General features: G+C 59.8%; 29 protein-coding genes and 1 tRNA gene. 24 read left to right on the top strand and 6 right to left on the bottom strand.

Translation table 11 applies throughout. The annotated features are described in order from the left end of the window. Nucleotides 1-7 precede the first annotated feature (7 nt). From BSG09_RS02310 to secY, 16 genes are read left to right on the top strand one after another with little or no spacing between them, the layout of a single operon-like run. Entirely contained in the window at nt 8-412 is a 405-nt protein-coding gene (locus BSG09_RS02310) for a ribonuclease P protein component 1 (RefSeq protein WP_092929686.1), read from the top strand. After that, nucleotides 403-834: a 30S ribosomal protein S17 gene (locus BSG09_RS02305; protein ID WP_092929684.1), complete on the top strand. Its 432-nt coding sequence runs from the start codon at nt 403-405 to the stop codon at nt 832-834. The genes BSG09_RS02310 and BSG09_RS02305 overlap by 10 nt, the downstream gene beginning before the upstream one ends. Continuing rightward, nucleotides 834-1232, top strand: a complete 399-nt coding sequence (locus tag BSG09_RS02300; RefSeq protein WP_092929682.1) for a 50S ribosomal protein L14 — start codon at nt 834-836, stop codon at nt 1230-1232. Before BSG09_RS02305 ends, BSG09_RS02300 begins: the two co-directional genes overlap by 1 nt. A gap of 2 nt (nt 1233-1234) precedes the next feature. Continuing rightward, nucleotides 1235-1591, top strand: a complete 357-nt coding sequence (gene rplX, locus BSG09_RS02295; RefSeq protein ID WP_092929680.1) for a 50S ribosomal protein L24 — start codon at nt 1235-1237, stop codon at nt 1589-1591. After that, entirely contained in the window at nt 1588-2286 is a 699-nt protein-coding gene (locus tag BSG09_RS02290; protein ID WP_092929678.1) for a 30S ribosomal protein S4e, read from the top strand. Before rplX ends, BSG09_RS02290 begins: the two co-directional genes overlap by 4 nt. Continuing rightward, on the top strand, nt 2283-2822 hold the full coding sequence (locus BSG09_RS02285; protein WP_092929676.1) for a 50S ribosomal protein L5: 540 nt from the start codon (nt 2283-2285) through the stop codon (nt 2820-2822). Before BSG09_RS02290 ends, BSG09_RS02285 begins: the two co-directional genes overlap by 4 nt. After that, nucleotides 2815-2997 carry a 30S ribosomal protein S14 gene (locus BSG09_RS02280; RefSeq protein ID WP_008011519.1) on the top strand — a complete coding sequence of 61 codons (183 nt, stop codon included), beginning with the start codon at nt 2815-2817 and terminating at the stop codon, nt 2995-2997. The genes BSG09_RS02285 and BSG09_RS02280 overlap by 8 nt, the downstream gene beginning before the upstream one ends. Nucleotide 2998: 1 nt before the next feature. Continuing rightward, complete coding sequence (locus BSG09_RS02275; protein ID WP_008011522.1) at nt 2999-3391, top strand: 30S ribosomal protein S8; 393 nt, start codon at nt 2999-3001, stop codon at nt 3389-3391. A gap of 2 nt (nt 3392-3393) precedes the next feature. Continuing rightward, nucleotides 3394-3927: a 50S ribosomal protein L6 gene (locus BSG09_RS02270; protein ID WP_092929674.1), complete on the top strand. Its 534-nt coding sequence runs from the start codon at nt 3394-3396 to the stop codon at nt 3925-3927. A 3-nt stretch (nt 3928-3930) separates the two neighbouring features. Beyond that, a complete protein-coding gene (locus tag BSG09_RS02265) occupies nt 3931-4650 on the top strand; it encodes a 50S ribosomal protein L32e (RefSeq protein WP_092929672.1) in 720 nt (239 codons plus the stop codon). Then, on the top strand, nt 4643-5092 hold the full coding sequence (locus BSG09_RS02260; protein WP_008011527.1) for a 50S ribosomal protein L19e: 450 nt from the start codon (nt 4643-4645) through the stop codon (nt 5090-5092). The genes BSG09_RS02265 and BSG09_RS02260 overlap by 8 nt, the downstream gene beginning before the upstream one ends. Continuing rightward, nucleotides 5092-5640, top strand: a complete 549-nt coding sequence (locus BSG09_RS02255) for a 50S ribosomal protein L18 (protein WP_008011529.1) — start codon at nt 5092-5094, stop codon at nt 5638-5640. The genes BSG09_RS02260 and BSG09_RS02255 overlap by 1 nt, the downstream gene beginning before the upstream one ends. Continuing rightward, nucleotides 5637-6293: a 30S ribosomal protein S5 gene (locus BSG09_RS02250; RefSeq protein WP_092929670.1), complete on the top strand. Its 657-nt coding sequence runs from the start codon at nt 5637-5639 to the stop codon at nt 6291-6293. The genes BSG09_RS02255 and BSG09_RS02250 overlap by 4 nt, the downstream gene beginning before the upstream one ends. Next, a complete protein-coding gene (locus tag BSG09_RS02245; protein WP_092929668.1) occupies nt 6290-6757 on the top strand; it encodes a 50S ribosomal protein L30 in 468 nt (155 codons plus the stop codon). Before BSG09_RS02250 ends, BSG09_RS02245 begins: the two co-directional genes overlap by 4 nt. 2 nt (nt 6758-6759) lie before the next feature. Next, nucleotides 6760-7248, top strand: a complete 489-nt coding sequence (locus BSG09_RS02240) for an uL15m family ribosomal protein (RefSeq protein WP_092929666.1) — start codon at nt 6760-6762, stop codon at nt 7246-7248. 2 nt (nt 7249-7250) lie between these two features. Continuing rightward, a complete protein-coding gene (gene secY, locus BSG09_RS02235; protein ID WP_092929664.1) occupies nt 7251-8711 on the top strand; it encodes a preprotein translocase subunit SecY in 1461 nt (486 codons plus the stop codon). A 158-nt stretch (nt 8712-8869) separates the two neighbouring features. Here the strand turns inward: secY and BSG09_RS20610 are convergent, their stop codons facing one another. Continuing rightward, nucleotides 8870-9031, bottom strand: coding sequence for a hypothetical protein (locus tag BSG09_RS20610; RefSeq protein ID WP_175542125.1), 162 nt, complete (start codon nt 9029-9031; stop codon nt 8870-8872). A 144-nt stretch (nt 9032-9175) separates the two neighbouring features. Further along, nucleotides 9176-9307 (bottom strand): hypothetical protein, encoded by a 132-nt coding sequence (locus BSG09_RS21515; protein WP_262488503.1) that lies wholly within the window; start codon nt 9305-9307, stop codon nt 9176-9178. A 330-nt stretch (nt 9308-9637) separates the two neighbouring features. Here BSG09_RS21515 and coxB point away from each other — a divergent pair, with 330 nt between their 5' ends. Beyond that, entirely contained in the window at nt 9638-10633 is a 996-nt protein-coding gene (coxB, locus tag BSG09_RS02225; protein WP_092929660.1) for a cytochrome c oxidase subunit II, read from the top strand. Next, nucleotides 10633-13125 (top strand): cbb3-type cytochrome c oxidase subunit I, encoded by a 2493-nt coding sequence (locus BSG09_RS02220; RefSeq protein WP_092929658.1) that lies wholly within the window; start codon nt 10633-10635, stop codon nt 13123-13125. Before coxB ends, BSG09_RS02220 begins: the two co-directional genes overlap by 1 nt. Before the next feature lie 500 nt (nt 13126-13625). On the opposite strand, the gene BSG09_RS02215 is transcribed toward BSG09_RS02220, so the two are convergent. Both BSG09_RS02215 and BSG09_RS02210 read right to left on the bottom strand, forming a co-directional pair. Then, the gene (locus BSG09_RS02215) at nt 13626-13913 is read right to left on the bottom strand and encodes a DUF7410 domain-containing protein (protein ID WP_092929656.1); all 288 of its coding nucleotides are present in this window, start codon (nt 13911-13913) and stop codon (nt 13626-13628) included. A gap of 108 nt (nt 13914-14021) precedes the next feature. Continuing rightward, nucleotides 14022-15425 carry a hypothetical protein gene (locus tag BSG09_RS02210; RefSeq protein ID WP_092930131.1) on the bottom strand — a complete coding sequence of 468 codons (1404 nt, stop codon included), beginning with the start codon at nt 15423-15425 and terminating at the stop codon, nt 14022-14024. Nucleotides 15426-15559: 134 nt separating this feature from the next. Here BSG09_RS02210 and BSG09_RS02205 point away from each other — a divergent pair, with 134 nt between their 5' ends. After that, complete coding sequence (locus BSG09_RS02205; RefSeq protein ID WP_092929654.1) at nt 15560-15823, top strand: cytochrome C oxidase subunit IV family protein; 264 nt, start codon at nt 15560-15562, stop codon at nt 15821-15823. Nucleotides 15824-16093: 270 nt separating this feature from the next. On the opposite strand, the gene BSG09_RS02200 is transcribed toward BSG09_RS02205, so the two are convergent. Next, complete coding sequence (locus tag BSG09_RS02200; RefSeq protein WP_092929652.1) at nt 16094-16516, bottom strand: hypothetical protein; 423 nt, start codon at nt 16514-16516, stop codon at nt 16094-16096. A 58-nt stretch (nt 16517-16574) separates the two neighbouring features. Here BSG09_RS02200 and BSG09_RS02195 point away from each other — a divergent pair, with 58 nt between their 5' ends. After that, entirely contained in the window at nt 16575-17210 is a 636-nt protein-coding gene (locus BSG09_RS02195; protein ID WP_092929650.1) for an adenylate kinase, read from the top strand. A 104-nt stretch (nt 17211-17314) separates the two neighbouring features. Here BSG09_RS02195 and BSG09_RS02190 read toward each other — a convergent pair whose 3' ends face one another. Next, on the bottom strand, nt 17315-18826 hold the full coding sequence (locus BSG09_RS02190) for a DUF7289 family protein (protein WP_463508174.1): 1512 nt from the start codon (nt 18824-18826) through the stop codon (nt 17315-17317). A 220-nt stretch (nt 18827-19046) separates the two neighbouring features. On the opposite strand from BSG09_RS02190, the gene BSG09_RS02185 reads away from it, so the two are divergent. From BSG09_RS02185 to BSG09_RS02170, 4 genes are all read left to right on the top strand, one after another. After that, the gene (locus BSG09_RS02185; protein WP_092929646.1) at nt 19047-20012 is read left to right on the top strand and encodes a DUF106 domain-containing protein; all 966 of its coding nucleotides are present in this window, start codon (nt 19047-19049) and stop codon (nt 20010-20012) included. A gap of 130 nt (nt 20013-20142) precedes the next feature. Then, entirely contained in the window at nt 20143-20718 is a 576-nt protein-coding gene (gene cmk, locus BSG09_RS02180; protein WP_092929644.1) for a (d)CMP kinase, read from the top strand. After that, complete coding sequence (locus tag BSG09_RS02175) at nt 20718-21626, top strand: RNA-guided pseudouridylation complex pseudouridine synthase subunit Cbf5 (protein WP_092929642.1); 909 nt, start codon at nt 20718-20720, stop codon at nt 21624-21626. The genes cmk and BSG09_RS02175 overlap by 1 nt, the downstream gene beginning before the upstream one ends. An 83-nt stretch (nt 21627-21709) precedes the next feature. Next, a tRNA-Pro gene (locus BSG09_RS02170) sits at nt 21710-21780 on the top strand. The last annotated feature ends 247 nt before the right edge of the window (nt 21781-22027 follow it).

Genomic DNA, 22027 nt, shown 5'->3' with positions numbered 1-22027 from the left:
GACAACAATGGCACTGACACCCGAGACCCTGCCGCGACACGAACTCAACGGCCTGCCCGTACGCGTCGTCGAAAGCGACGACGCCTCGCGGGTCGGTCTGGAGGGACGGGTCGTCATCGAGACGACCAACACCCTCTCGGTAGAAGTTCGTGAAGACGGCGAGTCACGGGTGGTGATGGTGCCAAAGTCGGGCTCGACGTTCGAGTTCGCGATCACAGATGACGCCGCCGACTTCGCGAAGGAGTCGGGGACCATGTCCAAACTGGCCGACACTCAACCTGCAGCGACCGAGCAATCGGACGCCGTAGACGGCGCTGGCGAGGATGTGGCCTACGTTACGGTCGATGGATCGCGGCTGCTCTCACGACCCGCCCGACGCACGGAAACGAATGGTGATTCACCATGGCAATAGGACTAGACGTTGAAACCCCTCCGGAACCAGAAAACCCGGAGGAATACGACTACGAGAAGTGTCCGTTCTACGGCGACCTCGCCGTTCGAGGCCAGGTCCTCGAAGGTACCGTCGTCTCGACGGACATGGACAAGACCGTAGTCGTCGAGCGAGAGTACGACGTGGCGGTTCCGAAATATGACCGCCAGATGAAACGTCGCTCGCGCATCCCGGCTCACGTGCCGGGCGTGCTCGAGCCGCTCTCGGTCGGTGACACGGTCAAGATCGCAGAGACCCGACCACTGTCGAAGACGAAATCGCACGTGGTTGTCGAAGTAACTGAAGAAGCGACTGTGGAAGACATCGCCGAGTTGACCCGCGAGGTCGAACCTGAGCAGGAACTCTCGGACGATGACTTCGCCGCAGACGAGGGTGATCAGTGATGGAGGCAATGAAAGCCGACGTCACCCAGGGTCTAAAGAAGGGCTCGCTGGTCACGTGTGCCGACAACACTGGCGCGCGTGAACTCAAGGTCATCAGCGTCTCGGGCTACCACGGCACCAAGAGCCGCCAGCCGAAGGCGGGTATCGGTGACAAGGTGACCGTCTCGGTCACGAAGGGTACCCCCGAGATGCGCCGTCAGGTCCTCGAGGCCGTCGTCGTCCGCCAGCGGAAGTCGATCCGCCGGCCCGACGGCACCCGACTCAAGTTCGAGGACAACGCGGCGGTCATCATCGACGAGAACGAAGAGCCCCGCGGGACGGAGATCAAGGGGCCGATCGCCCGCGAAGTCGCAGAACGCTTCGGAGCAATCGCCAGCACGGCGACGATGATCGTATAGATATGACGGAACAACCACACAAACAGCGAACGCAGACGCGAAACGCGCCGCTGCACAAGCGACAGAAGCAGCTGCACGCGACGCTGTCCGACGAGCTTCGCGAGGAGTACGACACTCGACGCACCCGCGTCAACGCGGGCGACACCGTCGAGGTCATGCGTGGCGACCACGCCGGCGACGAAGGCGAGGTCATCCGCGCCATCCTCGAGGACGGCACGATCCACGTCGAGGACGTCACGATCGAGACGGCCGACGGCGAGGAAGTGCCCCGGCCGCTCGACCCCTCGAACGTCCGCATCACGGAGCTCGACCTCGAGGACGAGCGTCGCGAGGCGCGTCTCGAAGGTGATAACGAATGACGAAACACCAGAAGCGACTATCCGTACCGAAGTCCTGGCCGGTCGAGCGAAAGACCGATACCTTCACCGTGAAGGCCGGTGCCGGCCCGCACGGTGAAGACGGCGTGCCGCTCGTCGTCCTCCTGCGGGACGTGCTCGGCTACGTGGACTCACGCAAGGAAGCCCGCTACGCGCTCTCGGAGGATGCGATCCTCGTCAACGGGACCGCGATCAATGACGAACAGCGCCCGATCGGCATGTTCGACATCGTTGCCTTCCCCGGACGCGAGGAATACTACCGCGTCTTCCCCGACGAGGGCGGTCGGCTCGCACTGACCGCAATCGACGAGGACGCTGCGCAGAGCCGCCTCGGCAAGATCGAGGGCAAACAGCAGGTCCCCGGCGGACAGACTCAGCTGACGCTGCACGACGGGACGAACGTCCTCGTCGAGGACGACGAGTACAACGCGCGTGACTCGATCGTCATCGACAACGACGACAAGTCGATCGTCGCCCACTTCCCCTACGAGGAGGGCGCGCTCGTGACGGCCGTTCGTGGCAACCACGGCGGCAAGATCGGCGAAATCGACGCGATCGATATCACGCCCGGCAGCGGCTCGAACACCGTCGGTGTCTCGACGGACGACGGCGGCTTCGAAACGATCGAAGAGTACGTCGTCGTCATCGACGAGAACTTCACGGGTGATGATGAATGAGCGAAGCTGAGGCAGGCGAGTTCCACGAGATGCGCGAACCGCGCGTCGAAAAAGTCGTCGTCCACATGGGCGTCGGCCAGGGTGGTCGCGAACTCGGCAAAGCAGAAGACATCATCGAGGAGATCACGGAGCAGGAAAGCGTCCGTACGCAGGCAAAGCGGACCGAGCCTGACTTCGGCATCCGTCAGGGCGACCCGATCGGCACGAAGGTTACCCTTCGTGGCGACGACGCCTCCGACTTCCTCGAGAAAGCGCTGCCGCTCGCGGACATCTCCGCGACGCAGTTCGACGACACCGGCAACTTCAGCTTCGGTGTCGAGGAACACACCGACTTCCCGAGCCAGGAGTACGACCCGAACGTCGGGATCTACGGGCTGGACGTCACCGTCAACCTGGTGCGTCCGGGCTACCGCATCGCCAAGCGCGACAAGGCCACCCGCTCGATCCCCTCGAGCCACCGACTGACCCACGAGGACGCCATCGCGTTCCTCGAGGCGAACTTCGACGTCAGCGTGGAGGCCCCAGACGATGAGTGAAAGCGAAACCGAAAACGACCAGACGGGCGAGCACGCCGCAAAGCGGACGGGACAGATCGAGTCCTGTCAGCGCTGTGGCCGCGAGCAGGGACTGGTCGGCAAGTACGACATCAACCTGTGCCGACAGTGCTTCCGCGAGATCGCCCGCGACATGGGATTCAAGAAGTATCGATAACATGACTGGAAACGATCCACTCAGCAACGCGCTCTCGGGACTCGACAACGCCGAGAGTGTGGGTCATCTCACCCACGAGGTAACGCCCGCCTCGAACGAGATCGGCAGCGTGCTCGAGGTCTTCTACGACCGCGGGTACATCGACGGCTTCGAGTACGTCGATGACGGCAAAGCCGGTCAGTTCGAGGTCGAACTGAAAGGAGCGATCAACGAGTGCGGCCCTATCAAGCCCCGCTATGCCGTTGGCGCTGAAGACTTCGAGAAGTGGGAGAAGCGCTATCTCCCCGCTCGAGACTTCGGTGCGCTCGTCGTCACGACGAGCAGTGGCATCATGAGCCACTACGAGGCACGCGAGAAGGGTATTGGGGGCCAGGTGATCGCATACGTCTACTAACCATGCGAGTCGAACTGGAAATCCCCGAAAACGTAACCGTCGAGGTCGATCGATTCGACGTGACCGTCGAAGGTCCCGAAGGCACCGTTTCGCGGCGTCTCTGGTACCCCGACGTGACCGTCGCAGTCGACGACGACCTGGTGGTCATCGAAAGCGACGCCGAGGACGCGAAGACGAACTCGACCGTCGGCACTTTCGAGAGCCACATCAGCAACGCGTTCCACGGCGTGACCGAGGGCTGGGAGTACGAGATGGAGGTCTTCTACTCTCACTTCCCAATGCAGGTCCGCGTGGAAGGCGAGGACGTTGTCATCGAGAACTTCCTCGGCGAAAAGGCACCGCGACGCACGACTATCCACGGTGAGACCGATGTCACCGTCGACGACGAGCAACTCGTCCTGTCCGGCCCCGACAAGGAAGACGTCGGACAGACGGCGGCCGACATCGAGCAGCTGACGAAGGTCAGCGGCAAGGACACCCGTGTCTTCCAGGACGGGGTCTACATCACCAACAAACCCGCCAAAGGAGGTGTCTGATAGATGGCAGACGAGAACGACGAACCACAGGAACTCGAGGACATTAGTGGCGTCGGCGAGAGCAAGGCTGAGGCCCTGCGCGAAGCCGGCTTCGAGTCCATCGAGGACGTCAAGGAGGCCGACCAGGACGACCTGGCCGAGGCCGACGGCATCGGCAACGCACTCGCCGCCCGTATCAAAGCCGACGTCGGTGACCTCGAGGTCACCGAGGAGACGGAGGCCGAGATCGAAGACGAAGGCGTCGAAGAAGAAGCCGAGCCGGAAGAAGAAGTCGAGACGGAACTGCAACCCCGCGGGCTGACTGAGAAGACGCCCGACCTCTCCGAGGACGAGGAGCGACTCCTCAACCGACGCAAGAGCGAAGGGAAGCCGCAGTTCAACCGACAGGACTACCACAAGAAAAAGCGGACGCCGGAATCCTGGCGTCGACCCCGCGGGACGCTGTCCAAGCAGCGCCGCGGTGTCAAGGGCAAGGGCCCGAAGGTCCAGGCCGGCTACCGCACGCCGGAGGCCGTTCGGGGCAAACACCCCAGCGGCTTCGAAGAAGTCTACGTCGAGAACCTCGACGATCTCGAGGGTGTCGACGGCGATCGCGAGGCCGTTCGGATCGCGTCGGCCGTTGGCGCACGCAAGCGCGAACGAATCGAAGAGGAAGCCGAGGAACAGGGCGTCCGCGTCCTGAACCCGACCTACGAGGAAGTCGAGGTGGAAGCAGATGACTGATCTCTCCGCACAGAAGCGACTGGCAGCCGACGTCCTCGACGTCGGAGAGAACCGCGTCTGGCTCGACCCCGAGGCCCAGGGCGACATCGCCGAAGCGATCACCCGCGACGAGATCCGCGAACTCGTCGACGACGGTCGCATTCAGGCCGACGAACCCTCGGGCAACTCCCGTGGCCGCGCCCGCGAGCGCAACGCAAAGCGTTCCTACGGCCACCAGAAAGGCCACGGCAAGCGCCGCGGCAAGAAGGGCGCACGCCAGAACGAGAAAGAGGACTGGCAGAACAAGATCCGCGCACAGCGACGGAAACTACGCGAACTCCGCGACAAGGGCGAGCTGACGCCCACGCAGTACCGCGAGCTTTACAAGAAGGCTGGCGGTGGGGAGTTCCGTAGCGTCCGGTACCTGTTGAACTACATTGACGACAACTACGGTGACCAATAATGGCGACAGGACCACGATACAAAGTGCCGATGCGGCGTCGCCGTGAGGTCCGGACGGACTACCACCAGAGGTTGCGCCTGCTGAAATCGGGTAAGCCCCGCCTCGTCGCTCGCAAGAGCAACAAGCACACTACGGCGCAGCTGATCACTCCCGGACCTCAGGGAGACGAGACGCTCGCAAGCGCACACTCGAGCGATCTGGCGGAGTACGGCTGGGAAGCACCCACGAGCAACATTTCCGCGGCGTACCTGACCGGCCTGCTGGCCGGCACACGGGCCGTCGAGGCGGGTCTCGAGGAGGCAGTCCTCGACATCGGCCTCAACACGGCCACGCCCGGCAACAAGGTGTTCGCAGTCCAGGAAGGCGCAATCGACGCCGGCCTCGAGATTCCGCACAACGATAGCGTACTCGCAGACTGGTCGCGCACTCGCGGCGAGCACATTGCGGAGTACGCCGAACAGCTCGACGAGCCGCTGTACAGCGGTGACTTCGACGCAACCGAGCTCCCAGAACACTTCGACGAGGTACGAGAGGCGATTCTCGAATGAGCGCAAACGACTACAACGACGGCGGTTGGCAGCCCGTCACCCGTCTCGGCCGGATGGTCCAGGAGGGCGAAATCGAGGACATGGAGACCGCCCTCAACTCGGGACTTCCGCTGAAGGAACCCGAACTCGTCGACCAGCTCCTTCCCGGACTGGAAGACGAGGTGCTGGACATCAACATGGTCCAGCGGATGACCGACTCTGGACGACGCGTGAAGTTCCGTTGCGTCGTCGCTGTCGGTAACCGCGACGGCTTTATCGGCTACGCCGAGGGTCGAGACGACCAGGTCGGGTCTGCCATCCAGAAGGCGATCGGTATCGCAAAGCTGAACATGATCAAAGTGCCCCGCGGCTCGGGTTCGTGGGAGGACCGCTCGGACCGGCCGCACTCGCTGACCCGACGGACGACCGGCAAGGCCGGCTCCGTCGAAGTCGAGGTCATCCCCGCCCCCGAAGGGCTGGGTCTGGCCGCAAGCGACACCGTCCGTGCCGTCCTCGAACTAGCCGGCATCGAAAACGCCTGGACCAAGAGCCACGGCAACACCCGGACGACGGTCAACCTGGCGAAGGCGACGTTCAACGCACTCGAGAACGCCTCGCAGTCGCGCCAGCCACGCCGAAACGTCGGTGAGGAACGTGAGGTGGCCGATCAATGAAAGCGATCGTTCAGGTTCGCGGCGAAGTGAACCGACAGGAAGACGTCCAGGACACCCTGGAGATGCTCAACATCCACAGCGTCAACCACTGTGCGCTCGTCCCCGAGACTGACGCGTACAACGGGATGGTCGCCAAGGTCAACGACTACGTTGCCCACGGCGAACCCGAGGCTGACGTACTCGAGACGCTGCTTGCAAAGCGTGCCGAGCCCCTCGAGGGCAAGCAGGCAGACGTCGACGAGGAGTGGCTCGCCGACAACACCGACTACGACGACTTCGGTGCGCTGGCCGAGGCGCTGCTCGCCGAGGAGACGACGCTGCGCGACGAAGGACTGTCGCCGACGCTTCGACTCCACCCGCCACGTGGCGGCCACGAAGGTATCAAGAAACCGACGGCCGAGGGCGGCCAACTCGGAAAGCATACAACGGGAGAGATTAACGACCTCCTAGAATCGATGCGATAACCATGACGAGCAAAAAACGACGCCAGCGCGGCTCGCGAACCCACAGCGGTGGCAGCCACAAGAACCGACGTGGCGCAGGTCATCGTGGTGGCCGCGGCCGTGCCGGGCGGAGCAAACACGAGTTCCACAACTACGAACCGAAGGGCAAACACGGCTTCAAGCGACCGCAGGACATCCGTGAGGACGTCCTCGAGATCGACGTCCAGAAGCTCGACGAGGACGCCATCCTCTACGTCGCTGACGACCTCGCCGAGGAGACCGGCGACGGCTACGAACTTGACGCACGCGATATCGTCGAGGACGGCCACGAAGCCGACGTCGTCAAGGTCCTCGGCTCGGGACAGGTCCGCAACCAGCTGACGGTCACCGCGGACGCCTTCTCGGATGCAGCCGAGGAGAAGCTCGAGGCCGCCGGCGGTGAGGCGGTTCTCTCCGAGCGCGGCGAGGAACGAGCGGCCGAAGACGCTGACGCCGAACAGGACGAGGAATAACTATGGGATGGAAGGAAGCCGCTGAACCGGTCCTGACGAGGATGCCAGCAGTTCGCCGTCCGGAAGGGCACGTCCCCTTCAAAGAGAAGCTGATGTGGACGGCCGGCATCCTCATGTTGTATTTCTTCCTGACGAACATCACGCTGCTCGGCGTGCAGACGGGCCAGGGTGGCGACCTCTTCGGGCAGTTCCGCGCGATCCTTGCGGGCTCTCAGGGGTCGGTGCTGCAGGTCGGTATCGGACCGATCGTCACCGCGAGCATCGTCTTGCAGTTGCTTGGCGGTGCAAACCTGCTCGGGCTCGATACGGACGATCCACGTGATCAGGTCCTCTACCAGGGCCTGCAGAAGTTGCTGGTCGTCGTGATGGTTGCGTTGACCGCGCTCCCGATGGTGTTCGCCGGCGGCTTCCTGCCAGCCCAGCCATCGCTGCAACTCGGTGGACTTGCCCTCGAACAGACGCAGGTCCAGTTGCTCATCTTCGCCCAAATCTTCGTTGGCGGGATCCTCATCCTCTATATGGACGAGGTCGTCAGCAAGTGGGGAGTTGGCAGCGGGATCGGCCTGTTCATCATCGCCGGCGTGAGCCAGCGACTAGTCGCTGGACTCATCCAGCCCACGACTGGCGGGTTCTTCTTCGACTGGTACCGCATTCTAACCGGGCAGGTCGAAGTTGGCTCGCTCGTCTCGGGTGCCGGTCTGCAGACGCTGTTGATCGGCGACGGACACCTCATCGCGTTGCTGACGACGCTGCTGATCTTCGGGATCGTCGTCTACGCGGAGTCGGTCCGTGTCGAGATCCCGCTGAGCCACGCCCGTGTCAAGGGCGCACGCGGTCGCTTCCCCGTGAAGCTCATCTACGCGAGCGTCCTGCCGATGATCCTCGTTCGCGCAGTGCAGGCGAACGTCCAGTTCATGGGTCAGATCCTGAACCGGCAGTGGGCCGGGATGCCTGGCTGGCTCGGCTCCTATTCGGGAGGCCAGCCGGACGGCGGGTTCTTCTACTACGTGTCGCCGATCTACTCGCCACAGGACTGGATGTGGTGGACGGCGAACGTCTCCCAGGAGTGGTGGCAGGTGATGATCCGGATCGGCATCGACGTCACGTTCATGGTCGTCGGTGGCGCGATCTTCGCCATCTTCTGGGTCGAGACGACGGACATGGGTCCTGAGTCGACGGCAAAGCAGATCCAGAACTCCGGGATGCAGATTCCCGGCTTCCGACAGAACGTCGGCGTCATCGAGAAGGTCATGGAGCGGTACATTCCGCAGGTGACCGTCATCGGTGGCGCGCTGGTCGGCCTGCTGGCCGTCTGGGCGAACATGCTCGGCACCATCGGTTCCGTCTCCGGAACGGGGCTGCTGCTGGCTGTCTCCATCACGTACAAGCTCTACGAGGAGATCGCCGAAGAGCAGCTCATGGAGATGCACCCGATGATGCGCCAGATGTTCGGCAACGAGTAACCGCGTTCTCGCCGGTGCGGTTTTCGTTCTTTTTGTCACCCGTGAGCGACTGCACTCCGTCGATACCGTTTCGGTGTCGCCACCCTTGCTACACTATGGACGTGGGCACGGAGAGGGGTTCATTGATTATTGATTGAAACGATCGACAGTCACTACGTTCACTCCGAAAGCCGACGCAGTCTGTTGCTCTCGTGGACGGCTGCAAACTGGCGGGCGACTTCGAGCGGCGTATGTGATCCGACGAGATGTTCCTCGAGCGTTCGGTCGAGTGCAAGCGTTTCTCGGCAGATCGGACACTCGACTGGCGGCTGGAATGGCATGTCTTCCCCGTCTGAGTGCTCGAGGAAAACCGTTATCGGATGCATGTGCATGGACCCACTCGCAGCGAGTCGGTCTCGAGTTGGCGGTGTCGGATAGCAGCCGTGGCTGTGATGTCGCCCTTGACGAAATGTGGTTCGTTGAGACTACCGGATAAGAGTTAGCGCATACTCGATCGCGTCCCGACGGCCATCGCCGTCGGCGACAGCGTCTCGAGTGCGATCGACGTCTGAATCGGTTGGTCCGTAGACGTGGATGATCGACAGCGTGATCGACACGAGAGTAGCTCCTGACTATCAGCGTCCGGCAGATCGCACGATGGCTATGCGATCGGTGTGTAGTGACGTCTCATGACTGATATAAAAGAACGAGAACGGACCAATATGACATGATTTATTCGTACCCATATAGTATCTGGACGAGCTAACGATAGAAAAAAGGTCGATGACAACAACGACAGTGTGATGAGGGGTGACAAACGAATTGGATGAACCGCAGTCGAACGATCGGAGACTGCCGGCACGTGGTGCAGACTCGGCCGGGCGGTTTCCAAATAGATAAGTGCACCCAGAAACCATCGTCCGACGTATAACTGGCCTTCAAAAGAGATGAATACAATTTACAGCGCACTCATTGCCCCGATGCAGCAGACCCGCGTTGACGTGTTCGAGAGTATCTTTACGGTATTTCTCGGGCTCGGAACGCTCGTCGGCATCATCGTAGTCGCGTACACCTTGTACAACGCGTACAAGTATCGTGACAGCGACACGGCTGACGACGACAAGGATCGGCCGTCACTCGGGGAGTTACCGACAGGCGGAAAGGGCGGAAAAAAACTGTTTCTCTCGTTCGGCATCAGCGCCGTCATCGTCATTTCGCTGGTGATCTGGACGTACACGATGCTTCTGTACGTCGAAGATCCCAGTGCCGATGACGGTGGCCAGCAAGAAGCGCTGGAAGTCGATGTGACCGGCGAGGGATTCGCATGGTTCTTCGAGTACGACAACGGGATCGAATCGACGAGTACGCTTCGCGTCCCAGCTGACCAACGAGTTTGGGTCCAAGTAACCTCAGGTGACGTCTGGCATACGTTTGGCATACCCGATCAACGGGTGAAAGCCGACGCGATTCCGGGCGAAGTCGACGAGAGTTGGTTCGAAGCCGAAGAACCCGGCGAGTACAACATCAAGTGTTTCGAACTCTGTGGTGAAGCCCATACCTCGATGGTTGGGACGCTTAATGTCATGCCGTCCGACGAGTTCGACTCGTGGATGGACGACCAACTGACGATGGAGTTCGAGATGGTTGACGGCAACGAGTCCCCCGTGACGGACGGCTACGAGATGACGCTCGAAGGCCAGGAAACTGACTTCGAGCGTACGTACACCGCCGACGACTTCGACGAAAACGGAACGATCACCATCAACGATGTCGATCACGGTGGCAACTACAACGTGACAATCACGTCGACCGACGGTCAGTTCGAAACTGTCGAAGAGCAGTTCGATATGACTGGTCCGGTCAGCGAGACCTACACGCTCGAGATGAACGCAACGGAAAGTGATGCTACTGCAAGCGGTACGAACGACGGAGGTGACGCCTGATGAGTGATCTTCCGCCGATGCGGTCGGTCAAGCGATGGTTGGTGACGACCAACCACAAGGACGTCGGGATTCTGTACCTCGCGACGTCCCTGTTCTTCCTGATCTTCGGCGGCGTCCTCGCGTTGCTGTTCCGAGCACACCTGTGGCAATCGGGTGGCCTCATGCTCGGTGGTGAACCGCTGCTAACGAACGATCAGTACTACCAGTCGGTGACGGGCCATGGCCTGATAATGGTCTTCTGGTTCCTCTCACCGATCGCATCCGGCTTCGCGAACTACTTCGTCCCGCTTCAGATCGGGGCGAAAGACCTCGCGTTCCCACGATTGAACGCCCTGAGTTACTGGTTCTACCTGTTCTCGGGGATTTTGTTCGTTATCTCGTTCTTCCAGGGTGGGTCGTTCTCCGGCGGCTGGACGATGTACGCCCCGCTGAACGTGCCCATGTACACCTCGGTGATGGAAGCAACGGCAGGTGGTAACGCCGCGATCCTCGGCGTCGTCCTGTTTACCTTCTCGGTCACAATCGGGACGGTGAACTTCCTGACGACGATGCACCGCTCCCGTGCCGAAGGCATGGGGATGTGGAACCTGCCGATGTTCTCCTGGTCGTGGCTACTGACGGCCTGGATGATGCTGTTCGCGTTCGCCGCGCTGCTCGCTGCAGTGATGCTGCAGTCGATCGACCGACTGTTCCTCACGCAGTACTTCGCAACCAACGAGGGCTCGAGCCTGCTGTGGGCGCACATCTTCTGGTTCTTCGGTCACCCAGAGGTGTACATCGTCTACTTCCCCGCACTCGGGGTCATGTTCGAGACGTTCCAGACGTTCACCGGACGGCGACTGGTCGGCCGCAAGTGGGTCATGATCGCGATGGTCCTCGTTGCGGTCCAGTCGTTCCTCGTCTGGATGCACCACATGTTCCTGTCGACGATCAACCTCCCGATCAAGACGCTGTTCATGGCGACGACGATCGGGATCTCGTTGCCCTTCGACCTAATGGTGTTTGCGATGATCTACACCATGATCAAGGGCCGCATCCGGTTTACGACGCCGTTCCTGTTCTCGCTGGGGGCACTGCTGTTGTTCATCCTCGGCGGGATTACCGGTGTCTTCCTGGGTGCCGTCGTGCTTGACTACGAGTTCCGTGGCACCTACTGGGTCGTCGCGCACTTCCACTACGTGATGGTCTCCGGTGTCACCGCGCTGATCGGCGGCCTCTACTACTGGTGGCCAAAGATCTCCGGCAAAATGTATTCCGAACGACTCGGGAAACTCAGCTTCGCTGTGTACTTCTTCGGCTTTAATCTGCTGTACTTCCCGATGTTCCTCACCTGGGAGACGCCCCGACGTATCTTCCACTACAACGAAAGCGCACAGATCTACCACCAGCTCGCAACTGCCGGCGCGTTCGTTCTCGGACTCGGCTTCCTGCTCGTGTTCGTGACGCTCGCAAAGAGCTTCATCTCGGGTCCCGACGCACCCGACAACCCGTGGACCCACTCTCGAACCGCCGAATGGGCGATTCCCTCGCCCCCACCGCTCGAGAACTGGCCGGACCGGCCAAGCTACGCCAGTGGGAGCCTCGAGTTCGTCGACGACACCCCGACTGCAACCGACGGTGGTATCGCACAGGGTGCGACTGCGACGGCCACAGCGACCCACGAAGAAGAACACGCCGACCACGCCAGCATCTGGCCGTTCGGCATCGGCGTCGCGACGTTTACGTTCTTCCTTGGCATCAGTGGACTGACACCGTACGTCTACGACTTCGTTCAGTCTAACATCCACAGCGGTGACTTCGTGACCCTGTCCGAGGCACCGCCGAAGAGCGTCGTCTATCCGGCCCTGACCGGACTAGGGATCGTCCTACTCGGTATCACGCTGTTCCAGTTCGGCCGTGAGCAGTTCGAGGCACCTGAGATGGAGGTTGCCGAGCGCTGGCCGTTCGGCGGCATCAACAACGAGAAGCTGGGTGTCTGGTTCTTCCTGGCATCCGACGTCGTCGTCTTCGGTGCAGCGATCGGTGCCTTCGTCTTCATGCGCCTCAACATGGGCTGGAACAACTGGCACCTCGCTTCCATCACCGAAGCAGGACTGTTCAACACCTACGTCCTGTTGACCTCGAGTTTCGCGGTCGTCATCGCACATGTGATGGCAGAACGCGGGAACAAGAAAGGGCTACTCGGCGCGCTCACCACGACAGTCCTGCTTGGCTTCGTGTTCATGGGCGTCAAGGCCTTCGAGTACACCAGCAAGTTCGCTGACGGTCACTACTGGTTCAGTGGCCTCGAGTACTCGATCTACTTCGTGACGACCGGCCTACACGCACTGCACGTCATCCTCGGGCTCCTGATCGCCCTGTTCATGATCTACCGCGTCGTGACCGTCGACGCCTATCTCGAGGATCACATGCCAGTCGAGTACTTCGGACTCTACTGGCACTTCGTCGACATCGTGTGGGTCTTCCTGTTCCCACTGTTCTACCTGATGTAGCGGCCCGCCGCTACACAGGCTATCTTTCGTTTTTCTCACTGCGTTTCTACTCTGTACACGCCGGACAGCGACAGCATCCTTGATGACTCCTGTGACTGTGTCGTGAGCGTCCCTGACTGGACTGTGGCGTTGCAGACCCATATTCAGGGACCGATACGACACTCCTATCGCAGTGTATCAGGTTGATCTAATCGGGAACGCATACTGCTGGATACCACGGATCACACGTCGATCGAACGCGAGACGTAGCCGCTAGCGGTGTCGCTGCGAGTGCTGTAAGCCGACTCGTCGGACGAGTCCGACGGCAACAGGCGTCGAAACACGATCGACCCCTCTCTGACTGGTGTCCGACAGTATCATACTGGGCGACAGTCGGTGCTGTGTCCGAGCGAACAAGTTGCCATCGGACACCGAACGACAGATCAGAACAGCCACTGCGTCCTCGACAGACGTCTTCTCGTCTGAGAGACGCCACGGACAACAAATCCGTCGGCTATCGACTAGCCGGACCAGACCAGCGCGTAAATGAACGTAAAGAGGAAGTAGACCAGAAACACGGAGACGGCCGCCTTGAAGTGAAACGTGAACAGCTCGTACTCCTCGTCGCCGAGTTCCTCCTCGAATGCCTCGCGTTCGTCGTCGGAGCAGACCTCGGCGTGCTCGACGCCGATGTGGAACGTCGCGTATCGCTCGGATCGAAACGGCCGTCCACAGTACGGGCAGGTTGCGGCGGGCGTTTCATCCGGTGGCACCTCGTACTCCCGCTCGAGCGTTCGGTCAGTTACCATTCGATCGGCAGTTACAGGACCGCGAGGAAGTGTTTGCCGGTTCGGTGCGCCGATCGAACACGCGGCGACGACCGCTGTCGGAACGGGCGAACGCGTGTCGGTTCCGGCTCAGCTCGGGACGTACGGCGGGCTCATCGTTCCTTGCGAGACGAGATAGAGGCTCGCCATCGTGAAAACGATCATGACGACGATGAGCGGGTACTGGCTCCTGATCGCCTGAAGTTTGCCGGGGAAGAGTTCGAATGAGACGGTATGTGAGACCCACACCGCGAGGATGTGGCCGACCAGAATGCCGGCGATTTCGATGTACCCGAACCAGCCCGGCACTACGTACTGGGTTGGGTTCGGCGGCGGGGAAAGCGGCGACGCGAGCGCACCGGCGAGCGCCGGCCACAGCGAGATCGCAAAGGCGATGTAGTGGGCGAAGTGGTAGCCGGCCGCGATCGCAAGCAGTGGCGCAGCAAACCGAAGCCCGAGATACTCACGGGAGAGATACGTCTCGGCCCGCTCGCGGGTTCGGTCAATCGCGATCCAGTACACCTTCCAGAACAGGGCAAATCCACCAACGAGCAGGAACAGATAGACGAGCACTGGCGGCACACCGAGTCCGACGAGCGCTTCGACGGTCCCGACTCCAGCCGGCGTGACGATGAACCCACTGTAGGTCAGCTCCCAGACCAGCGCGAGCACGAAGGCCACGAGGGAGGTATCAGTGATCACGTCGTCTTCGCCCAGTTTCGACCCGGGATAGCGCAACTCGAGCCCATCATCAGTCCGCTGAATCGGCGCGACGGCGCTGTAGAGTCGAAACCACAGCGAAAGCGGATCACCGCGTTGGAACCACGTTTCCGGCGAGAACATAACTGCACTCGAGATGGTAAACAGCGAATACATGACGAGCATCAGCGCCAGCACGGTCGTAGAGGTAGTCAGAGGAGCGACGATCTCGAGCCAGACGAACGTCAACAGCGCCACGACGGCGGGCCAGGAGCCAAAGGCCGGCGGGTACGTTTCGAAGTCGTTGGGAAGCGCTGCAGCGATGCGTCGCCATGGGTTGAGCGCCGGCCATGGGTTTCCGACGGTATACGCAAAGATCGTCAGTAGCGCCCGCCCACCGACGAACGTTGCCAGCACCGTCACGCTGACCAGCCCGATAGCTGGGCCGACGAATCCAGCAACGAGGATGATCGCAAGCCCAAGCATACCGATCGCACCGAACAACAGCGAGCCCCCGGTACGGAGGCGATCAATAGTCGCCTCGAGTGTGCGATCGTGGTAGGTTCCGATCATGTCGCGGTCGGTGACGAGCATGGTCAACAGTGCTGATGCGCCGACGGTACCGCCGCCAGTTGCGAGGTACAGCCACGTTGGGATGGTTACATCACCACTGCCCTCCATGAGACCAGAGGCGGTCATACTCGCGGCGACGACACCGCTGCCCACAACGAGTGTTACGAGCGCGAACACGACCCCGATACCGGCTCGGCGAACCAAAGCCGAACGTCTACTCATTGTCGGCAATTCGAACCGGTGTTCCATCTACGTGTCGCTTCTGTGGAGTCACGGACGGACCCGCGTTCGTGCCGGATGGTCCCAAGCGGTCGTATGAGGAAGCTATAAGTATTCGTCTCTCACATTCCCCACCAATGGCGAGTGTTCGGAACTACGCATTGATTTACGTGGCACTGGTACTGCTGGCTACGGGGAAGTTCGTCTTCTTCCACTTCGACTTCTTCACCTACACGATGGCAGTAGGTGGCACGCTGGTGCTGGCAGCTATCAAGGTCGGACTGATCGCGGGGTACTTCCAGCACCTCAAATACGAGCCACGGTCGGTCACCTACACGATGGCCGTTGCGGCGTTTATGGTCGTCCTGCTTACCCTCGCAGCAGGCTATTCGATCCAGTAACGCACCGCGACCATCGGCTGACTGCCGACCTGTTCTCACCTCGTCGATCGATATTCACCGGCCAACGAGCTGCAATCTCATGACGTGGTTGCGATCTGTTTCTCGAAGCGACGTCGCTGTTTGAGCACTCGCCACGTTGCGAGTGGACCGGAACGCGTAGCCGGGATGCACCTGCCAATACAAACTGAAACGAGTGACAGATCGCTCGCACAGCGGTCGTACGATACGATCGGTGTATAACTCGCGTCAGTTGGTACGACGACCAAGTGCTTACACGTCGACGAGCCAGATACGAACCGTCGACGGGAGGTCATACACCTCGAGAAAGACGTCGTCGATGAACTGGGCGATCCGGTTTGCATCCGCCTTCGCGCTGACCCGAACGTTGATCCCAGCAGCGTCTTCGGGCCGCGTCAGGTCGTCGATTTTGAACGCCGGAAAGTCCTCGAGCAGGTCTTTCAGCGCCTCGAGTTCTGCGTCGGTACAGTCGAGATTGACCGTTCCATCACCGAACTGAATCCACGGCACGCCCAACTCCGCGGCGGACTGCTCGGCTGTGTCATCGCGTTCCTCGGAGACGGTGTCGTCTGCCTCGAGCGTCAGAAATCCGCTGGCACGCTCGCGATGGGCGGTAATCGCGTCGACGTACAGTTTCCGCCGCTCGACGGGTGTAGACGCGTCGAAGCGAGTCATACCGAATAGACGTGCTCGATTCTTTAAGCCTTTATGTGATGGGCATGAACGGTGCCATATGGCACAGCCACGAATCCTGATCCTGGGTGCACCCGGGGCAGGGAAGGGGACCCAGAGCGCAAAGATCATCGAGGAATTCGACGTCGATCACATCACCACCGGCGACGCGCTTCGGAACAACAAGGAGATGGACATCTCCGATATGGACACCGAGTACGACACGCCAGGTGAATACATGGATCAGGGCGAGCTCGTCCCCGACGAGGTCGTCAACGCCATCGTCGACGAGGCACTCAGCCAGGCCGACGGCTTCGTTCTCGACGGCTATCCGCGTAACTTAGAGCAGGCCGAGGAACTCGAGGGCATGACCGACCTCGATCTCGCACTGTACCTCGAGGTCGGCGAGGAGGAACTCGTCCACCGCCTGACGGGCCGCCGGATGGACCCCGAGACGGGCGACATCTACCACGTCGAATACAACCCGCCGGAGGACCCCGAAGTCGAGGAGCGACTCGTCCAGCGTGACGACGACACCGAGGAGACGGTCCGCGAACGACTGTCAGTCTTCCACGAGAACACCGAACCGGTCATCGAATATTACGACGAGCAAGGCGACCTCGAGCGTGTCGACGGCGAGCAGGCACCCGACGAGGTCTGGGAAGACGTGAAGGCGACAATCGAAGACGCGGTGTAGGAACGGATATACGAACTCAGTTGATTTTCAGGAGCTCGATGACGTCAACATCAGCCTGTGTTATTGAGAATTACAATTCGAGACTAATTAAACAATTGACTATTTCACTGTCGTTCAATTTGGACTTTATATTCTGCGATATTCAGATAATAGACATCAGGTGATAGTTTATATCCTCTTGGTAATAGGTCAATTAGCTCATCTTGGAACGCATCGTTGTCTTTGATCCCTCCCATACCATTACTCTGGGCGCAAACACCATATGCTACCACGGCTCCGTCGATCGTTACACCGTTTGCCTGGACGAAAGCTTGGCACTTCTCATCTGGATTCCCCTGTTGAATATCATTCCCCCATTTTTTATTTTCTCTAGACATGGCATATATTAGTCCCTCATAGTATCCTCCTTTATTTGGACTGCCGTCTATTGTTGTGTTTGACGTTCCGAAAGTCTGTATATGTTGAGCACCAGACCCATCTTTTGAACCATGATGAACGTCTCCACCAATAGTTATTTTGCTTGCGTTAGTATATATCTTCAAGTCATTATCGCCAGAAACTTCTATTTCACCTAGATCCATCTCACCGGCGACGACAAGAGTTGCATTCCCTCCGCTAAGATCAAACTCAAATTCATCACTCGAGTCTATTCCTTCAATATAATATTTTCCGTCATCTAGTTCATCATACTGTGATTCAGAGGGCGTTTCGTACTCACTACTATTAGAAGCTTTTTTAATAATGTCTTTTATATATTTATCTAGAACTGGTGGATTATCCACTGTCTTACTTTCAATTTGGCAGTTTGAGTTCCCGGGGCCGCCGGTACAAAAGTCATCTTCATAGCCGTTAGGAGCGATAATCGCTCCACCGCTCTCGAATAGGTACTCCCGGCTGATCCGGCCGAGCTCGGCGACTACTCTTCTTTCTTTTCCTTCGTTACAACTCTCTTGGATTGCGTCACCACCTTCCTTTGTCTCCTGTCTAAAGTAATTCTCCCAGCCAACGCAGTACTTGCTTGTAACATTGACTTTTATTGTACTATTTTTAAGCGGAGGAACATCCCTACGATCTGGAGGAATTGTCTGTGAAATCGCAATTTCACCCGAACTTATCTGTGTATCATCAGATACTTCTATGACTGGGAAAGTGAATGTCTCATCGTTTATTCCAGATCCCTTATCATAGTAGATTGGTGGCGCAGACACGACTTGAGTCTCGTTTCCGGTTTCCCGAAAGATGCCTCCTGCTTGATAAGCGATTTTGGTCCCATCATCACCGACATATTCAACCGTGCCGATAGAGATGTTTATTGGTTGATCAAGTTCGTCGCCGGTGCTGGTGATATTGATAGTTCCGGTGTCAGTCTTCACGATCGCACCTTTGTCACCAGCGTCGATAGTCATTGACCGCGACGTGGCACCACTCCTCGAAACTGTTGTCATCTGTTGTTTTAATTCAACGAACGACTGTTCGACGCGTTCGTTCTCAGTTCGTTGTTCCGCATCTTCCATCGCACTTCCGGCAAAGAGAAGGATACCGACGCTGATGCTTGCCACCATCCCAATTAACAGAATGAAACCAAGTATCGCGGACACCCCTCTTTCCGACGGCATCGCTGTGCCGTCATTGCGTCCCAAAGTCATTTCGATCATCCAGTAATTCGGAGATGCATATAATAAAAGGTCCGACCGATCAAACAGTTCATATTGGCTGAAAAATAGCGAATAGTATATCTACCTGTACTCGAGCGGTCGACGACAGCCTCGGTCTCGTGGATACTGTGACTACCGAAGAAAAACACTTGTATACCGGACGACGCCTAGCTTTGGGCAGATGACGCGTACAGCCGAGAAGATCGACGCCCTCGTCCGTGAGGATTCCTCGATGGCGGATGCGCTCGAGGCAATCCGCGAGGAAGCCGACAAGAACGGCGGCGAGGTCCAGTGGGCCGACGTCAGCGACGAGCTGACGAGTGGCCAGTGGGGGCGGCTGATCGAGAAAGGCGTATTAGTCGACGGCGACGAAGGGTTCGCGATCGCCGATCGTGAGGCCTACGACCGGGCCCTCGATGGAAACGGTGACGGTGGCGGGAGCAGTGCCGTGGCCAGCGCCGACGTCGATATCGACGACGAGGAGTCGAGCTGGTCGCAGTGGGACAAGCTGGCTGGGGTCGGTGCGCTCCTGTTGATGCCCGGCTACTGGTTTGACTCGATTCGAAACGTTGTGGGTGGAACGATAGACATCGTTCTCGGACCGCTCGACGCGGCGTTGCCCTTCTATGCCGTGATCCTCTCCGTGGCACTGATCACTGGCCTGTACTCGTCGCTGCTGCAGGCGAACCTGATGAACACGGAGGTCATGGGCAAGTACCAAGAGCGGATGAAAGCCGTCCAGGAAGAGCAAAAAGATCTTCGCAAGCGCAAGAAAGAAGCCGAGGAACGCGGCGCGAGCGAGGCCGAAATCGAACGGCTCGAGAACGAACTCGAGCAGGTCCGTGAAGAGCAGATGGAGGCCATGGCGGACAACCTCGGGATGTTCAAAGAGCAGTTCCGCCCGATGGTCTGGATCATGCTGTTGACGATCCCGCTGTTCCTCTGGATGTACTGGAAGATCCAGTCGGTCGGCCTCAGCGGCGCGGAAGCGACGGCTGTCTTGCCGATCGTCGGCTCGACCGACTGGCAGGCTGGATTGGTGGGTCCGATGCCGGCCTGGATCGTCTGGTACTTCCTGTGCTCGATGGGCTTCTCCCAGATCCTGCGCAAGTCGCTGAACATCGACATGTCGCCGACGGGCACCTGACCGCCAGATTCCCTCAACCATCACGACGCGTCGCCGGTTCGACCACTTGTAAACTGTCGTGTGTGGCCGCTATCGGCGGTCGGGCTCGCGGATTCAAAACCCATTTTACCCGCCCGCTCGCAGATCGATTATGTTACTCACCGTCTCCGGCCCGCCGGGCAGCGGGAAGAGCACGACTGCCGAGTTGCTCGCCGACGCCTTCGAACTCGACCACGTCAGCGGCGGTGACATCTTTCGTGAACTGGCCGACGAACGCGGCTACACCCCCCTCGAGTTCAATAAACTCGCTGAGGAAAACGACGAGATCGATCGCGATCTCGACCGCCGGCTGCGCGAGATCGCCGTCGAGGAAGACGATCTGGTGCTCGAGTCCAGACTCGCCGGCTGGTTGGCTGCCGAGCAGGCTGATTTTCGCTTCTGGCTGGACGCCCCACCACAGGTTCGTGGTGAGCGCATCGCCGAACGCGAAGGAAAAGACCCCGCCCGCGCAACCGAGGAAACGACGGCCCGTGAGGCCAGTGAGGCCCAGCGTTACGAGGAGTACTACGGGATCGATATCCGCGATCTGACGATCTACGATCTCTCGGTGAACACGGCCCGTTGGGAGCCCGAGGCGGTTCTCGATATGCTCGTCACCGCCGTCGAACGCTACGACGCCGACGGTGACGAAGGGAAAGCACCCGTCGACACTACCTACGAGTTCTAATGCCGCTTCGTGGTCCACCCGAGGAACGTTCGCCCACCGAGTTGCTCACCTTCGGCGTCGTCAACCTCGACAAACCACCAGGACCGTCCTCACATCAGGTCAGCGGCTGGCTGCGCGACGCCGTCGATGAGACGCTCGGCCAACGCGGTCGCGACGTCACCATCGACCGCGCCGCCCACGCGGGGACGCTCGATCCCAAAGTAACCGGCTGTCTCCCGATCATGCTCGGCGATGCGACCCGCCTCGCGCCGGTCTTTCTCGAGGGTGCCAAAGAGTACGTCGCCGTCCTCGAGTGTCACGCGCCGGTGCCGGCCGACGCCGAATCGGTCGTCGCCGAGTTCGAGGGGCCGATCTACCAGAAGCCCCCGCGCAAGAGCGCCGTCTCTCGCCGGCTACGCGTGCGCGAGATTTACGATCTCGAAGTCCTTGAGGCCGAAGAGCGACGCCTCCTCGTTCGAATCCGCTGTGAGAGCGGCACCTACGTCCGCAAGCTGTGTCACGACCTGGGACTGGCACTTGGCACCGGCGCTCACATGGGACACCTCCGCCGGACGATGACGGAGCCGTTCGACGACCGAACCCTTCACAGCGCGCATGACTTCCTCGACGCGCTGGCGTTCTGGCTCGAGGACGACGATCCTGACCCGCTGTACGAGGTCGTCGACCCTGCCGAACGGATTCTCGAGGGGATTCCCAGTGTCGTGATCGCCGAAAGCGCCGCCCGCGAAGTAGCTGAGGGCGCACCGGTCTACGCGCCGGGTGTCCTCGACGCCGACGACGACATCGAGCATGACTCACTCGTCGCCTGTTACACGCCAAACGGCGCGGCGGTCTGTCTCGGCACGTTCGTCGGGGACCTCGAGGCCGACAGCGGCCTCGTCGTTGACCTCGAGCGCGTGCTGGTCTGAGGTCGGCTGTGGGTTCGAAACCGGGTGACACACCTCCGGTGAAACGACACCCTTAAACGGCAGACGCCCATCGATCCAAGTACGGGACCGTGGGGTAGTGGTATCCTCTGCGGATGGGGTCCGTAGGACCCGAGTTCAATTCTCGGCGGTCCCATTTTCACGCCGTATCAAACGGAGAGCGATGCGACCACTGTGCCGAGGTGTGAAAATGGACCACGGCACGTTCTCTCAGCAGTGAACTTGTGACTGAAGTACCATTGTCACGAAGCGATATCAAGTGGGGCCGTCCGTGTGGTCATGATTACCCTCGATACGGAGCGTCGTTTATGATACGGAACGAGGCGTCACTACAGGGACAGCCGTTGTGTCTTCGTATTATATAGTGTTAAGAAGTTTTGACA

Origin of the sequence: Natrinema hispanicum (genome assembly GCF_900111485.1) — an archaeon.
Lineage (GTDB): Archaea > Halobacteriota > Halobacteria > Halobacteriales > Natrialbaceae > Natrinema > Natrinema hispanicum_A.
This window is presented reverse-complemented; position numbering and strand designations above follow the sequence as displayed.

What these genes read in the sequence shown, in the direction of transcription:
- BSG09_RS02310 (WP_092929686.1), top strand. Translation starts at nt 8, where the DNA reads ATGGCACTGACACCCGAGACCCTGCCGCGACACGAACTCAACGGCCTG.
- BSG09_RS02305 (WP_092929684.1), top strand. Translation starts at nt 403, where the DNA reads ATGGCAATAGGACTAGACGTTGAAACCCCTCCGGAACCAGAAAACCCG.
- BSG09_RS02300 (WP_092929682.1), top strand. Translation starts at nt 834, where the DNA reads ATGGAGGCAATGAAAGCCGACGTCACCCAGGGTCTAAAGAAGGGCTCG.
- rplX (WP_092929680.1), top strand. Translation starts at nt 1,235, where the DNA reads ATGACGGAACAACCACACAAACAGCGAACGCAGACGCGAAACGCGCCG.
- BSG09_RS02290 (WP_092929678.1), top strand. Translation starts at nt 1,588, where the DNA reads ATGACGAAACACCAGAAGCGACTATCCGTACCGAAGTCCTGGCCGGTC.
- BSG09_RS02285 (WP_092929676.1), top strand. Translation starts at nt 2,283, where the DNA reads ATGAGCGAAGCTGAGGCAGGCGAGTTCCACGAGATGCGCGAACCGCGC.
- BSG09_RS02280 (WP_008011519.1), top strand. Translation starts at nt 2,815, where the DNA reads ATGAGTGAAAGCGAAACCGAAAACGACCAGACGGGCGAGCACGCCGCA.
- BSG09_RS02275 (WP_008011522.1), top strand. Translation starts at nt 2,999, where the DNA reads ATGACTGGAAACGATCCACTCAGCAACGCGCTCTCGGGACTCGACAAC.
- BSG09_RS02270 (WP_092929674.1), top strand. Translation starts at nt 3,394, where the DNA reads ATGCGAGTCGAACTGGAAATCCCCGAAAACGTAACCGTCGAGGTCGAT.
- BSG09_RS02265 (WP_092929672.1), top strand. Translation starts at nt 3,931, where the DNA reads ATGGCAGACGAGAACGACGAACCACAGGAACTCGAGGACATTAGTGGC.
- BSG09_RS02260 (WP_008011527.1), top strand. Translation starts at nt 4,643, where the DNA reads ATGACTGATCTCTCCGCACAGAAGCGACTGGCAGCCGACGTCCTCGAC.
- BSG09_RS02255 (WP_008011529.1), top strand. Translation starts at nt 5,092, where the DNA reads ATGGCGACAGGACCACGATACAAAGTGCCGATGCGGCGTCGCCGTGAG.
- BSG09_RS02250 (WP_092929670.1), top strand. Translation starts at nt 5,637, where the DNA reads ATGAGCGCAAACGACTACAACGACGGCGGTTGGCAGCCCGTCACCCGT.
- BSG09_RS02245 (WP_092929668.1), top strand. Translation starts at nt 6,290, where the DNA reads ATGAAAGCGATCGTTCAGGTTCGCGGCGAAGTGAACCGACAGGAAGAC.
- BSG09_RS02240 (WP_092929666.1), top strand. Translation starts at nt 6,760, where the DNA reads ATGACGAGCAAAAAACGACGCCAGCGCGGCTCGCGAACCCACAGCGGT.
- secY (WP_092929664.1), top strand. Translation starts at nt 7,251, where the DNA reads ATGGGATGGAAGGAAGCCGCTGAACCGGTCCTGACGAGGATGCCAGCA.
- BSG09_RS20610 (WP_175542125.1), bottom strand. Translation starts at nt 9,031, where the DNA reads ATGCCATTCCAGCCGCCAGTCGAGTGTCCGATCTGCCGAGAAACGCTT.
- coxB (WP_092929660.1), top strand. Translation starts at nt 9,638, where the DNA reads ATGAATACAATTTACAGCGCACTCATTGCCCCGATGCAGCAGACCCGC.
- BSG09_RS02220 (WP_092929658.1), top strand. Translation starts at nt 10,633, where the DNA reads ATGAGTGATCTTCCGCCGATGCGGTCGGTCAAGCGATGGTTGGTGACG.
- BSG09_RS02215 (WP_092929656.1), bottom strand. Translation starts at nt 13,913, where the DNA reads ATGGTAACTGACCGAACGCTCGAGCGGGAGTACGAGGTGCCACCGGAT.
- BSG09_RS02210 (WP_092930131.1), bottom strand. Translation starts at nt 15,425, where the DNA reads ATGAGTAGACGTTCGGCTTTGGTTCGCCGAGCCGGTATCGGGGTCGTG.
- BSG09_RS02205 (WP_092929654.1), top strand. Translation starts at nt 15,560, where the DNA reads ATGGCGAGTGTTCGGAACTACGCATTGATTTACGTGGCACTGGTACTG.
- BSG09_RS02200 (WP_092929652.1), bottom strand. Translation starts at nt 16,516, where the DNA reads ATGACTCGCTTCGACGCGTCTACACCCGTCGAGCGGCGGAAACTGTAC.
- BSG09_RS02195 (WP_092929650.1), top strand. Translation starts at nt 16,575, where the DNA reads ATGGCACAGCCACGAATCCTGATCCTGGGTGCACCCGGGGCAGGGAAG.
- BSG09_RS02190 (WP_463508174.1), bottom strand. Translation starts at nt 18,826, where the DNA reads ATGCCGTCGGAAAGAGGGGTGTCCGCGATACTTGGTTTCATTCTGTTA.
- BSG09_RS02185 (WP_092929646.1), top strand. Translation starts at nt 19,047, where the DNA reads ATGACGCGTACAGCCGAGAAGATCGACGCCCTCGTCCGTGAGGATTCC.
- cmk (WP_092929644.1), top strand. Translation starts at nt 20,143, where the DNA reads ATGTTACTCACCGTCTCCGGCCCGCCGGGCAGCGGGAAGAGCACGACT.
- BSG09_RS02175 (WP_092929642.1), top strand. Translation starts at nt 20,718, where the DNA reads ATGCCGCTTCGTGGTCCACCCGAGGAACGTTCGCCCACCGAGTTGCTC.